Origin of the sequence: Peribacillus muralis (assembly GCF_001645685.2) — a bacterium.
In the GTDB taxonomy this organism is placed as follows: Bacteria; Bacillota; Bacilli; order Bacillales; family DSM-1321; genus Peribacillus; species Peribacillus muralis_A.
On record NZ_CP017080.1, the window covers coordinates 2,507,399 to 2,520,278 of the forward strand.

15 protein-coding genes are annotated in these 12,880 nt (G+C 38.7%); 2 read left to right on the forward strand and 13 right to left on the reverse strand.

The annotated features are described in order from the left end of the window. Positions 1 to 29: 29 nt before the first annotated feature. Positions 30 to 821, reverse strand: a complete 792-nt coding sequence (locus ABE28_RS12180) for a phosphotransferase enzyme family protein (RefSeq protein WP_064464915.1) — start codon at positions 819 to 821, stop codon at positions 30 to 32. A gap of 198 nt (positions 822 to 1,019) precedes the next feature. Then, positions 1,020 to 2,108, reverse strand: coding sequence for a branched-chain amino acid aminotransferase (locus tag ABE28_RS12185; protein WP_064464913.1), 1,089 nt, complete (start codon positions 2,106 to 2,108; stop codon positions 1,020 to 1,022). A 752-nt stretch (positions 2,109 to 2,860) separates the two neighbouring features. Between ABE28_RS12185 and ABE28_RS12190 the strand changes: the two genes are divergently transcribed. After that, positions 2,861 to 3,928, forward strand: a complete 1,068-nt coding sequence (locus ABE28_RS12190) for an AI-2E family transporter (RefSeq protein WP_064464911.1) — start codon at positions 2,861 to 2,863, stop codon at positions 3,926 to 3,928. A gap of 96 nt (positions 3,929 to 4,024) precedes the next feature. On the opposite strand, the gene ABE28_RS12195 is transcribed toward ABE28_RS12190, so the two are convergent. Next, the gene (locus ABE28_RS12195) at positions 4,025 to 4,477 is read right to left on the reverse strand and encodes a YueI family protein (RefSeq protein ID WP_064464909.1); all 453 of its coding nucleotides are present in this window, start codon (positions 4,475 to 4,477) and stop codon (positions 4,025 to 4,027) included. Positions 4,478 to 4,695: 218 nt separating this feature from the next. Between ABE28_RS12195 and ABE28_RS12200 the strand changes: the two genes are divergently transcribed. Further along, positions 4,696 to 5,442 (forward strand): L,D-transpeptidase family protein, encoded by a 747-nt coding sequence (locus tag ABE28_RS12200; RefSeq protein WP_064464907.1) that lies wholly within the window; start codon positions 4,696 to 4,698, stop codon positions 5,440 to 5,442. A gap of 363 nt (positions 5,443 to 5,805) precedes the next feature. Here the strand turns inward: ABE28_RS12200 and ABE28_RS25735 are convergent, their stop codons facing one another. The 10 genes from ABE28_RS25735 to ABE28_RS12245 form a co-directional block, all read right to left on the reverse strand. Next, complete coding sequence (locus ABE28_RS25735; RefSeq protein ID WP_257390566.1) at positions 5,806 to 5,934, reverse strand: hypothetical protein; 129 nt, start codon at positions 5,932 to 5,934, stop codon at positions 5,806 to 5,808. 110 nt (positions 5,935 to 6,044) lie between these two features. Then, entirely contained in the window at positions 6,045 to 6,470 is a 426-nt protein-coding gene (locus ABE28_RS12205; RefSeq protein ID WP_064464905.1) for a nucleoside 2-deoxyribosyltransferase, read from the reverse strand. A gap of 313 nt (positions 6,471 to 6,783) precedes the next feature. Further along, positions 6,784 to 7,104, reverse strand: a complete 321-nt coding sequence (locus tag ABE28_RS12210; RefSeq protein WP_064464903.1) for a type II toxin-antitoxin system HicB family antitoxin — start codon at positions 7,102 to 7,104, stop codon at positions 6,784 to 6,786. A gap of 112 nt (positions 7,105 to 7,216) precedes the next feature. Next, on the reverse strand, positions 7,217 to 7,498 hold the full coding sequence (locus ABE28_RS12215) for a DUF4190 domain-containing protein (protein ID WP_064464902.1): 282 nt from the start codon (positions 7,496 to 7,498) through the stop codon (positions 7,217 to 7,219). 456 nt (positions 7,499 to 7,954) lie between these two features. Continuing rightward, positions 7,955 to 8,605 (reverse strand): amino acid ABC transporter permease, encoded by a 651-nt coding sequence (locus tag ABE28_RS12220; RefSeq protein ID WP_064464900.1) that lies wholly within the window; start codon positions 8,603 to 8,605, stop codon positions 7,955 to 7,957. 14 nt (positions 8,606 to 8,619) lie between these two features. Further along, positions 8,620 to 9,258 (reverse strand): amino acid ABC transporter permease, encoded by a 639-nt coding sequence (locus tag ABE28_RS12225; protein ID WP_064464898.1) that lies wholly within the window; start codon positions 9,256 to 9,258, stop codon positions 8,620 to 8,622. Between the two features lie 98 nt (positions 9,259 to 9,356). Beyond that, complete coding sequence (locus tag ABE28_RS12230) at positions 9,357 to 10,184, reverse strand: transporter substrate-binding domain-containing protein (RefSeq protein ID WP_064464896.1); 828 nt, start codon at positions 10,182 to 10,184, stop codon at positions 9,357 to 9,359. Between the two features lie 23 nt (positions 10,185 to 10,207). Beyond that, complete coding sequence (locus tag ABE28_RS12235) at positions 10,208 to 10,936, reverse strand: amino acid ABC transporter ATP-binding protein (protein WP_064464895.1); 729 nt, start codon at positions 10,934 to 10,936, stop codon at positions 10,208 to 10,210. Between the two features lie 386 nt (positions 10,937 to 11,322). After that, positions 11,323 to 11,733: a hypothetical protein gene (locus ABE28_RS12240; protein ID WP_064464893.1), complete on the reverse strand. Its 411-nt coding sequence runs from the start codon at positions 11,731 to 11,733 to the stop codon at positions 11,323 to 11,325. A 156-nt stretch (positions 11,734 to 11,889) separates the two neighbouring features. Further along, the gene (locus tag ABE28_RS12245; RefSeq protein ID WP_064464891.1) at positions 11,890 to 12,792 is read right to left on the reverse strand and encodes an AEC family transporter; all 903 of its coding nucleotides are present in this window, start codon (positions 12,790 to 12,792) and stop codon (positions 11,890 to 11,892) included. Between the last annotated feature and the right edge of the window lie 88 nt (positions 12,793 to 12,880).

The window sequence follows — 12,880 nt, forward strand, 5'->3', positions numbered from 1 at the left end:
AAACCCAATTGTTTGGACGGAAGGTACAATCAAGCCCAGTTCTCCCTCTGCTTGGTTATGAATGCAATGTCATGTTGGTAATGTTCAAGATGACCCTCATCTATCATCTTTTGAAAAGCAGGATCACCTTCACTCGCCTTTCTGGTAATGGTTTTGCATAATCCTTCTAGTCGCAGTAGGACCATTTCCAGATAATTCACTGCTATCCCTTCACCGTAGGATTCAAAAAACATTCCAACTCTGTTTTTAATGCGATACGCATCTTGACTTGCATTATAATGAACTTTTTCACCTGTTTCATTTAGATAAAATCTGCTTAATGGTACACAAGTGTATAGGGTATATGCTATGTCCCAAAGTCGTGGACCAGGTCCTGCTACATCGAAATCAATGATTCCGATTGGCCTTTCTTCTTGAAAAATAATATTATATAACGCAAAGTCGTTATGACATATCACCTCAGTAGGTTGCGGGGTCTGATCGATTGATGGCCAATCATCATTGAACGAAAAGTCGCTTACAGCATCATGATAGTGCCGGAGCATTTCGCCCATTTTCCGTAAGACATCATCTGACCACATATACTTTTTCAAGGGATAATTGCCCGCTTCTCCTTCGATGTACGATATAATTTCTCTTCCATTTTCATCGATACCTAAAAATTCCGGGGCGTATTCGTACCCTTTCTGATCAAGATGCGTTAATAATTCATGGATCCTATTGCTATTTGGTTTCAATTCCCGTCTCACCGTATCACCTGATTTGTAGACTTTTGAGACGTTGCCACCCGCCAACAATTCTTCATTCGAACGATTAGGCATACATAGACCTCCTTATCTTGTTTTTGCAAACCTGTCCGTTAAAAGATAACACATTTAACGTGTCCAAAGGACGATCTTGCGACTTGCTCACTATACTCTCAGCTAAAGGAAGGTAGGTCATCCTAAAAGTGATTTCCGAAACTCAAAAAGGTTTCGGAAGGAATGCCATCCCGAAACCTTTTTGAAATAAAATAAGTATCATTGAGTGACTTTTTCTTCAACTTTCATTGTCCAATTCAACTCATCTTCAATTTTACCTCTTTGAATATCAGTAAGTGTATCATAAAGCTTTTTGGATAATTCACCAGTTTCTCCATTCTGAACGATCATTTCCTCACCGTTCCATAAAAACTCACCAATTGGCGATATGACAGCAGCTGTACCTGTTCCAAAGGCTTCTTCCAGGAGACCTGACTTATAGGCTTCATAAACTTCCTCCATGGAAATGCGTCTTTCAGTAACTGGAAGATTCCAGTGTTTAAGTAATTCAATAATCGAATCACGTGTAATCCCAGGAAGTATGCTGCCATTTAAAGCCGGGGTAATGATTTCACCGTTAATCTTGAAGAATACATTCATGCTTCCAACTTCTTCAATATACTTTTTCTCTACACCATCCAGCCAGAGGACTTGGGCATAGCCCATCTTTTCGGATACCTCTTGTGCTTTGAGGCTTGAAGCATAATTGCCACCAGTTTTAGCTTCTCCAGTACCCCCGTTCACTGCACGGGTGAAGGCTGATTCCACCGCTATTTTAACGGGATGGATCCCCTCTTTATAGTAGGAACCGACAGGTGACATAATGATTATGAACTGATAGTTGTGTGAGGAGGAAACGCCTAGATATGGCTCGGTCGCTATGATGAATGGCCTGATATATAGCGATGTCCCCTCTTCCTGAGGTATCCACTCTTTATCAACGCTAATTAAGGTTTTCAAAGCCTTCAAGGCAAAGTCCACATCGACATCCGGTATACATAGCCGTCCGTTTGAACTATTCAACCGCTGGAAATTCTTTTCGGGACGGAATAAAATTACTTCATCTTCCGGCGAGGCATATGCCTTCAACCCTTCAAAAACGGATTGACCATAATGAAAGATCATCGCTGACGGCTCTAATGTGAGCGGTTGATAAGGAACAATTCTGGGATCATGCCACCCTTGTCCTTGGGTGTAATCCATAATAAACATATGATCGGTAAACTGCTTACCGAACTCAAGCTGGTCGGCTTGTGGTTTTACCTTCTTTGCTGTGCTAAGCGTGATTTGCATGTCTTGTTCCTTCATTACCAAAACCCCTTGCTGAATAAATTTACAAGATTTCACTTCCATAAAATCTATCTCTAATTAGTTTACTCCTATCAGGAATCATAGTTCAAGTCCTTAAGACTAAATTTTCGGAATTTTTTAAAAAATTTTCGGATTTATCCAAATTACTTATGCATGATTCCTGAAAATAAGGCTGCGTATGCCAATGATATAAAAAATTAGTTTTCATTTCGTCTGTTTCAGCCTGTCCGTTTATTGAAAAACAAAAACAAATTTTTATAAATTCCCAGTAGTAAAGCCAATATGTCGTATATTATATCATAAGAAAATACCTATCGCTTGTTCAATAAGCTATTTCATAATAATTATTAAATGATAACCCTTACATCGTTGTATTGCCTCCCGTTTTACCTAAAGGCTGTTTTCGCATTATTTTGTTGCTGTTCAGCAAGTAATGCGGTGTGCATGATTTCTCCTCCAATGAACACTTACTGCCTGACAGGAGTCTCGCACTTCCGCTCCAACCTTTAATCATTTCGTTTAAAAACAACACTCTTTATGAATTGAGCCTACCTTAGAAATTAATCGCCTGTTGCTTTCCAAATCTTGAGTAGGATACTTTTTGACGTGACTTCCGTTGGGTAATCAAAGCTTTTTTTTGCGTTTCTTCGCCCCCTTTCTGATTTAAAACTTCTTTTGAACCTTTGTAATTAGTTTAACTTCGTGGCAATTAAGGGAATCAAGTAACAATGGAATTAGGGGGGATTTTTTTGTGGATCAATAAACCATTTTTTAAATATGCCTGTGCGATTATATTGATCATTTTAATCATTTTTTTACTAGGTAAGATTGAATATGTTTTACAGCCGCTGCAAAACATCATTGCAGCCATGTTCTTCCCGATTATTTTGGCGGGGCTACTATATTACGTATTACGGCCCGTCGTTAACCTATTAACTGAATTTATCCCAAGGACCATCAGCATTTTCACTGTCTTTTTGATTATACTTGGTTTGATTGGGTCAGTTAGTTACTTTGGAAGTCCTATTGTTGTGGACCAATTTCAAAAACTATCCGAAGACCTACCGAACAAAGTCAAGGAAATCTCTAAAGAATCTGAAGATATCATCCAGGAAAATGACTTTGGAATTGTTAATACGGAAGCGTTAAAAGAAAATGCAGGGAAACATTTGAAGGAATATTCCGAAAAGATATTAGTGAATATAACTACCGTTTTTACCACGATAACAAGCGTCTTGACAGTACTTATCATTACACCATTCATTTTATTTTATTTCCTGAAGGATGGAGATAAACTAAGACCATTCCTGCTAAAATATATCCCAAGTGACGTGGAAGCAGAGGGAAACACGATTTTAAAAGATGTCGATAAAACACTTTCAACGTACATAATCGGCCAATTTATCGTATCGCTGGTAATTGGAACATTAATGTATATAGGCTATCTGATTATCGATTTGGATTATGCTCTTGTCTTGGCCCTTCTCGCGATGATCTTTACAGTCGTACCGTTTCTTGGACCATTAATCAGCATCCTCCCTGCCCTTTTCATTGCTTTACAGCAAGACGTAGGGATGGCAGTGAAAGTGCTTATCGTCCTCACTATCGTTCAACAAGTCGAAGGTCATCTTGTAACCCCGAATATTATGGGAAAACGTCTCAATATCCACCCATTGACCATCATCTTATTGTTACTTGCTGCAGGTTCAATCTACGGATTCATCGGCATTTTAATCGCCATTCCCACTTATTCCGTAGTAAAAACGATTTTAGGTAACTTCAGGAAGTTCTATAGATTAAGAAAGAGGACGATGTAAGCGCTGATATCCGAGCCATTTATCCACGATTAAAAGGAGACCTGAAGGTCTCCTTTTAACGTCTGATGTTTGGCTACACTACTGATTGCTTTTTCATCAGCGTTGATTAAATATTCTTTTCACCCATTGTTTTAAGTTCGTTTTCATGCTTTTCTCTTTTTTAATTTGAAAGGTCTGTTTTTGCTTTTCCACATATATTTCCTCTTTGTTTATTGCATCGTTTTCGGCTAGCACAAGACCTAATTCAGAGTCATGGTCCTTATTCAGGACAATTTTATATGGAATATTATGATTCGTAGCCAATTTAATATATTTACCAAGGTACTGATAGTCCATCTGACCATTCAATAACAAATTTGCATCTGAATGCCGTTTCATCATTTGCTCGATCTCAGGATAAACATTAGTTTCAAAAACTTGGCTTTTTTTCAAGACGATGATGACGCGCTCCCTTAAAGTGCCGAGAAATTCTTTTCGCTCACCTGGCTTAATTTCTTTAGGACCATAAATCCCTTGTTCTAAATAGTCCTCGACTTTTAGGCGTGACAATTATTCCCACCTCCATTTTCACTTCAATAATGTATGTAATATGGCCAAAAACAGTGCCCATCATTCTTAATATATCGAAAAAAGTCGAATTTAGACCGACTTGTCTCCCCCACTAAGTGTACCCTCCCCATAACAAATTGTCACTTTTTCCAGTCTGCATGCATAAGATAGTATATGCGTGAGTATATCCGCTGTTTTCAATAAGGGACGGGGAAAACATGAATAAAGTGTTGGTATTGGCATTAATATTCGTATTTAGCTTATTAGGGTTCGACCATTCTACCATTGCAGCATCAAGACAGCTGATTATCATCAAGAAAGCCAATAATCAGCTGGCATATTACGAGAATGACAAATTAGTGAAGGTGTTTCCTGTTGCGACGGGAAAGGAAGCTTCCTATACCCCTGAAGGGAAGTTCAAGGTAGTGACAAAGATCATGAATCGTCCCTACTACAAAGGAAACATTAAGGGAGGAGATCCAAAGAATCCTCTGGGAAAACGATGGCTGGGGATTAATGCACGCAATACACCGGGGAATACGTATGCCATTCATGGCAATAATGACTCTAACTCCATCGGGAAATATATAAGTGCAGGTTGTATTCGAATGTACAACAATGATATCCAATGGCTGTATGAAAAAGTGAGGATGAACACTGTAGTCTTGTTTGCCAGTTCCAATAAGCCCTTTGCTTCCATCGCTGCTCAAAACGGGTATAAAGTGAGTGGCCCTGAAAGTGTGCCAGTACAGGCAACCCTATCGACATTAAAAAAAGGAAGTAGTGGTCCTCAAGTAGTTGAACTGCAAAAAAGGTTGACAAAACTTGGATTTAATACGAAAGGAATAGACGGGGAATTTGGAAAAAATACCGAAGTGGCCGTAAAAACATTTCAAAAAACAAAAAAACTTACAGCTGATGGGGTCGTAGGACCCAAAACAAAAAAAGCGCTTGGCATAAAATAATAAGTCATTCTGATATCCAATTTGAGAGGATATCATTTTTTTTTGCCGCTCGACCTCCACTCATACAACATTACCCAGAACGACCTAAATTTCCCTACGGACATACCGGCTTTGTGTTATAATTTAATCATGAACAGCGAATCATAATCGCACTGTCTTACATTACATACAAGGAGGAAAATCAAATGTACGATGAACTTCTCATAACGATCATTAAATCAACCTTCGTTATCGGTTCCATCTTAATGTTTGTGATTTTAGGATTTGTAAAAGGACGTCAGCTTTAATTTCAATTGTGAATAGCCACAAGCCTGATTACCTTCCTTTTTCATCTTGGTAATCAGGTTTTTTTTGAAGAAAGCCTTACCAATTCCATTTATCCGTTTTATCTAAAAGCTGATCAATGTCAAATGTAACAAGGTGGAATGGAACTGATTCTTCTGCAATCTCTTCAGTAGCTTGCAATAACTGGTCGATATCTATAATGGCCAAAACAGTCCTCTCCTTTTTAAATCGTCTTTACCCTCATTTAAAATACACTAAACAGTACGTTCAAAGGATATTTTATAAGAGGGTAGCTTTTTAATTTCTATATTTGACAATTAATCCATGCGAACGGAATTCTCCTTTTCCAATTCTTCCGGAGAAAGAGTATGTATCAATTTAACCAGCTTATAAAATGTACCGCTGCAAATGGTTACTCCGGGCAAATTATGAAAAATCGATTTTTTGTTAATATGATAGTTGTCTTTCTCGGGTGAATATACAATAATATTTTTATCTAATGATAAAGCATATCCAAGCTCGGAGAGATTCCCCTTTCCTGCAGTTAGGAAAATCAGCATAAAATCGGCTTCCTCAATGCCCTTTTTTTCGTATTCGCCAATGCCATCCGCAATTTGACTTTCTTCTTCATTGACTTGTATATTCCAGTCATTAACACAAGTAAACCCTTTTGAGGTCAGTTTTTTAATCAACGACCTTACTTGCTTCATATTTTTTTCGTCTGATGCCATATAATATTTCACACATACACCTCCAAAATCTATACTTATTCATACTTTTTACCTACGTTACCTATACTATACATATTCGTTATAAAGAACGCAATATCCTTTCCGCAAAAAATAAAAAATTATAATTACAAAAAATAAATACCATCATCCTTTTTAGGAGTGATGGCCGCTCAAAGATAGACGCGTATCGTAGCGTTTAATCCTTTTTTCTATAGATCACATTACCGGGGGATGCCCACTTTAGATTAACGATTTAACATCGATCACCATTCACTTTCCAACATGAAGCCAAAATAAAAATCTTGTCCTTTACTGGGCAAGATTTTCATTTCTCATATATGATATTTTCGATTTCAATTCGGAATGGGGAAGCCTCACAGATATTAATTCCCCTATCAAGGTTCACCTTTTCCATTTCACTTGCATCCGGTATCGTTTTTTTGTCGTGAATGAAATGTTCGACCATGGTTTCCAATAGTTCTTGAGCACAAGCTAAGGCATCTACCCGGTTTCTGCCGCTAACTGAAGAAACAAATCCCTCTTGCCTGAAATCCGGAAAACAAACTTGAACAGAGAAAGAGTCGATAATCAACGGATGTTTTTCATAATAGAATACGGCTGGATACTCAAAGATTTGAATGGTCAAATTATCATCCCTTCATGAATATTTCCAATTATAAGTTAATTATATCATAAAATTTATCCAAAAAGAGGTTTATCTTCCTTTTTCTTTATTTGTCAAGTTATTTTATGTGTTATCAATAGGTAGAAATATCCGTATTCACGACAAAATAAAAAAACACGAAGAAAATTAAAATCGCTATTATATTTAGAATGATCCCGACTACGCTGCACACTTTTCCCGCTGTCACTAAACCATTTCCTGACTCTCCAGTAACCTTCATTTCCGCTTTGCTTTTTGATGCAAAGATTAGCCCAAGTACACCTAATATAATTCCGATTAAAGGAATAAGCAGGGAAAGTACTCCCATAACCAGCGTAACTATCGCTTTACTATTGCTCCGTTTAACTTCATCCATATTTACCCACCCGCCTTCTTACTTTATATATACGGCCAATGAAAGAAAAAGATTCAATTTTTATATGCTCAATCATTTACTGTAGGGCTCCCAGCTCCTTTCTTTGTTTGAGGAGGACAATAGTAACACCCAAAAATGAAAGTTATCCCATTGCTTACATTCTAGATACCCATTCATCAATCACCTGAATGTCAACAGGTCCGGAATATAATCATTCACATATCATGTGCCTCCGCAGACAGGTGCAACGAACAAAGCCTATCGTCAAAACTGAAGATTTGACTGTTTTGTCTTAACGGATCCAATAGGTATTCAACATTCCTGCTGGAATACCAGTCTCCGCTAGAAAAGCGAGGGCTTCACGTACCATTTGACAGTTTGTAAACAAAAAAATGTAGACAAACTCGAATTATCGAGCCTATCTACAATATGAAGTGACTTGTGAAAGCAACATGCTTAAGATCGTCTCACTTCAAGCCTTTGTGCCATCAAGGACAGGCTATAGTTAACGACGAAATACATAAGTGCTACGAGGATCAAAATCGGTATTAAATATTTCTGACTCTGTCCGTAAATAATCTGCCCATGATGGGTCAGCTCCGGCAATGAAATGACGACCGCCAAAGAGGTGTCCTTCAAAAGCGAGATGAATTGGCTGACTATAGGGGGAACCATGCGACGCAGCGCCTGGGGCAGAATGATATGTATCAAAGCCTGTGTATAGCTTAAGCCTGAAGACCGGGCTGCCTCCATTTGACCTTTATCAATGGATTTTAAACCGCTTCTGATGACTTCAGAAAGCATCGCCGACTCAAAGATCGTCAAAGCCACGATGGCTGCAGGAATGATTTCCAGTTTAATGCTTATTTCTGGTAAAGCAAAATAAGTAAAAAATATGATTAATAATAACGGTAAATTCCGTACCGTTTCTACGACAAGAGCTAATATTTGGGATAAAACCGGCACTTTTGCGTATCGGATTATTCCCACAATCCCGCCAATAATGAAACTAAGAACGATCGATATAAACGCTACCTTAAGCGTTACCCATAAGCCTTCCAATAAAAATGCTAAATTATCCGGTGAATAGGCACCTGCAAAATCCATACGTTATACCTCCCTCAATTACTCTTAGCCAGACGTTTTTCCAAATAACCAACGCCTAGGCTTAAAGGAATGGTAAGAATTAAATAAAACGCGGCAACAAAAATGTAGACATCGAACACGACAAAAGTTCGTGAAGAAATTAAATCTCCTTGGTACATGAGGTCAAGTCCGGCAACCACGGCTAAAATGGACGAATTCTTCACGAGATTGATGAATTGGTTACCTAAAGGCGGAATGACTATTTTGACTGCCTGCGGCAAAATGACGAGTGTCATTGCCTGTCCATAGGTCAGCCCTGATGAACGGGCAGCTTCCATTTGCCCTTTTGGCACGGAAAGTATGCCCGCCCTAATGGCCTCGGCAATGAATGATGAAGTATAGATGCTTAAGGCTAATGTTCCTGCATAAAGACCGCTAAGTTTGAGACCGAGAAAGAAGAAAAAGGTAATGATCAATAACGGAATATTTCGAATGAACTCGACATAGGCCGTTCCAAGCCAATTCAGCGGCTTTATCGGGGAAATTCGCATGATGGCAACAAGTATACCAAGGATCAAACTCGCGACTAATGCTATCAAACTCGCCAGTATCGTATTTTTAAAGCCTAATAAATACATATCCAGATTCTCTGTTAAAATGGAGAAATCAAGCACGGCATTCACTCCTTTAACTAGTAAGGATGAGCAATTCGCTCATCCTCACAGAAAAAAATGTTCAAATGTTTGTAAAGACCCTCAACCTTACTTTTGTATTAATGTTTAATCCATTTATCATGGATTTCATCGTACTTGCCAGAATCTTTAAGTGCTTTGAGTGCTTTATTCAATTCGGCAACAAAATCAGCATTTCCCTTTTTAACAGCTATCCCATACGGCTCGTCCGTAAATGTACCGCCAACAAGCTCATAACTCGGATCTTCGTCCGCCATACCATAAAGGATGGAATCGTCCGTAGTCAAGGCATCCCCTTGCCCTGATTTAAGGGCTGCAAACGCTTCAGAATAGTTTTCGAATTCAAGCACTTGTGCGTCAGGTGCTTTTTCTCGGATGTTGATGGAAGATGTCGATCCTTTTACAGCCAATACCTTTTTGCCTTTTAAACTATCGATGCCCTTGATGTCGCTGCCTTTCTTAACTAGCAAAGATTGTCCGGCATCAAAATATACATCCGTGAAATCCACTTCTTTTTTACGATCTTCCGTTATCGTCATGGTCGCTACAATTGCATCGATATCGCCATTGTTTAATAAAGCCATCCGTGTTTTGGAAGTCACTTCTTTAAATTTCACTTTGTTCTCATCACCAAGAACTTCAGCTGCAAGCGCTTTGGCGATATCAATATCAAATCCTTCTACATCGCCGGTACTGGGATTTTTCAACCCGAATAATCTTGTATCATTTTTGACCCCAAACACAATCTCATCCTTATCCTTCACCTGTGTAAGGACATCGGTATCTTTACTTTTACTGCCACCTTCTTTGCCTTTGTCGGAATCCTTGCCAGAGCTGCATCCAGCCAATAAAATGACAGCCAGTAACGATAGCAAAGACAATTTCACCCATTTCTTTTTCTTCAACATGTGATTCACCCCTGTTTTCTATTTTAATGATTTAATATACGGCTAAGGAATAAGCGTGCCCTCTCCTCACGAGGATTGGCGTAGAACTCAGCCGGTGTTGCCTCTTCTAGAACCTTACCTTCGTCCATGAATACGATTCGGTCCGCCACTTCACGGGCAAATCCCATTTCGTGGGTGACCACCACCATCGTCATTCCTTCATGGGCCAGGTCTTTCATTACATCCAATACCTCACCTATCATTTCTGGATCCAAGGCTGAGGTCGGTTCATCAAACAGCATGATCTCCGGTCCCATCGCCAACCCTCTAGCAATTGCAACCCGCTGCTGCTGACCACCTGAAAGCTGGGAAGGGAAAGAATTCGCTTTATCTACGATCCCCACTTTCTCCAAATATTTAAGGGCAATCTTTTTCGCTTCCGCTTCGGATTGTCCCAAAACCTTCCTTGGAGCAAGCATGATATTCTCGAGCACGGTTTTATGAGGATACAAATAAAAATGCTGGAAGACCATACCAATATTCCGGCGCAGTTTGTTTATGTCCGTTTTTCTATCGGCAACATTTAATCCATTAATGGAAAGTGAACCGCCGGAAATCGTCTCCAGGCGATTGATGCATCGCAGCAAGGTGCTTTTCCCTGAGCCGGAGGGGCCGATGACCACGACCACCTCGCCTTTGTTGATTGTAAGATTGATCTCTTTCAACACATGAAAATCACCAAAATATTTATTCACTTCATCAAAAACAATCATAATTAGCCTCCCTGCGACGAAAAATAATATTTAAAAAATCAGAATATTCTATGTATTCATCAACATTACCACCATCCACGACATAAAACCTTTCCATATTATTATTTCCCAATGTCCCTCTGGCAATTTTAAAAACTAGCTGATTTATTATTATTTCAATCTAGTAATTAAAATAATTTATTCAATATTCACAATTTTATTATATCTGACATTACTTAAAATTACCATATAAACTTTAATTTGTTAAAAATGTTATTATATTTCATGATACTATTGCCATATCCCATAAAACATGCATATATATAAGGGTTACCAGGCGATTTATTTCCCATAATCCTGTGTAAGCTTTAAAGAACAAAAAAAAGAAACAGCATAAACTGTCTCTTTCATTCCTTTATAGCATCTTCAAACGGAGCCGAGAATAGGCCTCTCGGCGCCAGCATATCGGTTTCCGATTCTCTGCTTTCCCCTGCTACTGAATATGGACCTGCCGGAAAAAAATCAAACAGATCACTTTCCTTATGAAGGATAAGGAAATAATCATATAAATCATCCATCAATTCTTGATGTTCTTCAAACTTTATGATTACACCATATTCATCAAATTCAAAGTTTTCATTAATTGCATCTTGAAGTTCATCATTATTGGAAGAAGCGATATATAGATCAACATCTCCACATTCCATACATAATAGAAGTTTATCCTTTTTCGCTTCTTCAAAGGATTTTCTGACGATTCCCATTAAAACGGCTTCAATTTTTGCCGCATTTGCTAGTTTAATTTTTGTCTGAATCAAAGAAACCCCTCCCCATTTAATAACAAGACAATTAAAAAAGTATATACCAGCTCGAAAAATTTAAAAAGCAATTCCTCTTATTGGCAACAAATCAATGACAATCTTACATACAAGATAAGAAACGCAGCTCTCCTAATTTAGTAACATGCAATGCTACTATAATACAAAGAAAAAGATGATCGGAAGCGTGATCAAGCTTAATGATGTACTTATGAACGTGGCACTTGATACGAATTCGGGCTCAGTATTGAATTGGAGTGCATACATCGTCGTGTTGGCCGCCGTCGGCATCGCAGCCACGATGATCATGATATGCCTGACCATTTCATTAACTGGCAACGCAAGTGAAATCAGGAAAGCAATCGCTGGTGAAACAGCCAGTTTTAGAAGCAGTGAAATCGATAGCTTCCGGTAGGCCATTTTTTTCAGCGATATGTTGGCAAGCTGCATTCCAAGTGTGACCATGATCGTCGGAATCGCCGCATCTGCAACGAGGTTTACCGCTTCCAATACCGAATTGCTTAAAGATAGATTCGCAACTTGAAAAGCCGCACCAGCAATTGCCCCATAAGCGATTGGCATCCTGCACACCGCTTTTAGTGCAGTCCTGACCCCATTACCCTCAGGGCTGCCCTTCGCAGCGAAATATATTCCAATCGTACACATGACTAATTGCTGACCCACCATGAGGATGATGGCATAATCAAGTCCGATTGCTCCGAATAAAAGGAAAATCACTGGCGTACCGTAATTCCCATTATTCATGAAGGCCGAAGCTAAAACCATGCCGCTCGTTTCAGTCACCGTATAATTCCGGAAAAAAGCAATGATATAGACCACCAATATGAGGGAAAGGCAAAGCGCGATCGTGAATAAGAACAGATAAATATAATCAATCGTAAATTCTGCGGTATAAAACGTTCTAAACACCAGGAATGGCGACATTAAATATAATGCCATCGTCGAAATCGATTTTGTATCAAGATTAAACTTTTTCTGACCGATGAAGCCTAAAACGAAAATTCCGAATATCGGTAATAAAACCCCTAAAAACCCCATGCATTTCACCTTCATCATTTTATTGATTTTAATTTAACCATATCAGGTTTAATTTTATTTGTAAAAATTCTTTCAACTACCTGATATA

Excerpts from the sequence above, each read along its gene's own strand:
- ABE28_RS12180 (WP_064464915.1), bottom strand. The coding sequence starts at position 821 with ATGCCTAATCGTTCGAATGAAGAATTGTTGGCGGGTGGCAACGTCTCA.
- ABE28_RS12185 (WP_064464913.1), bottom strand. The coding sequence starts at position 2,108 with ATGAAGGAACAAGACATGCAAATCACGCTTAGCACAGCAAAGAAGGTA.
- ABE28_RS12200 (WP_064464907.1), top strand. The coding sequence starts at position 4,696 with ATGAATAAAGTGTTGGTATTGGCATTAATATTCGTATTTAGCTTATTA.
- ABE28_RS12215 (WP_064464902.1), bottom strand. The coding sequence starts at position 7,498 with ATGGATGAAGTTAAACGGAGCAATAGTAAAGCGATAGTTACGCTGGTT.
- ABE28_RS12220 (WP_064464900.1), bottom strand. The coding sequence starts at position 8,605 with ATGGATTTTGCAGGTGCCTATTCACCGGATAATTTAGCATTTTTATTG.
- ABE28_RS12230 (WP_064464896.1), bottom strand. The coding sequence starts at position 10,184 with ATGTTGAAGAAAAAGAAATGGGTGAAATTGTCTTTGCTATCGTTACTG.
- ABE28_RS12235 (WP_064464895.1), bottom strand. The coding sequence starts at position 10,936 with ATGATTGTTTTTGATGAAGTGAATAAATATTTTGGTGATTTTCATGTG.
- ABE28_RS12245 (WP_064464891.1), bottom strand. The coding sequence starts at position 12,792 with ATGGGGTTTTTAGGGGTTTTATTACCGATATTCGGAATTTTCGTTTTA.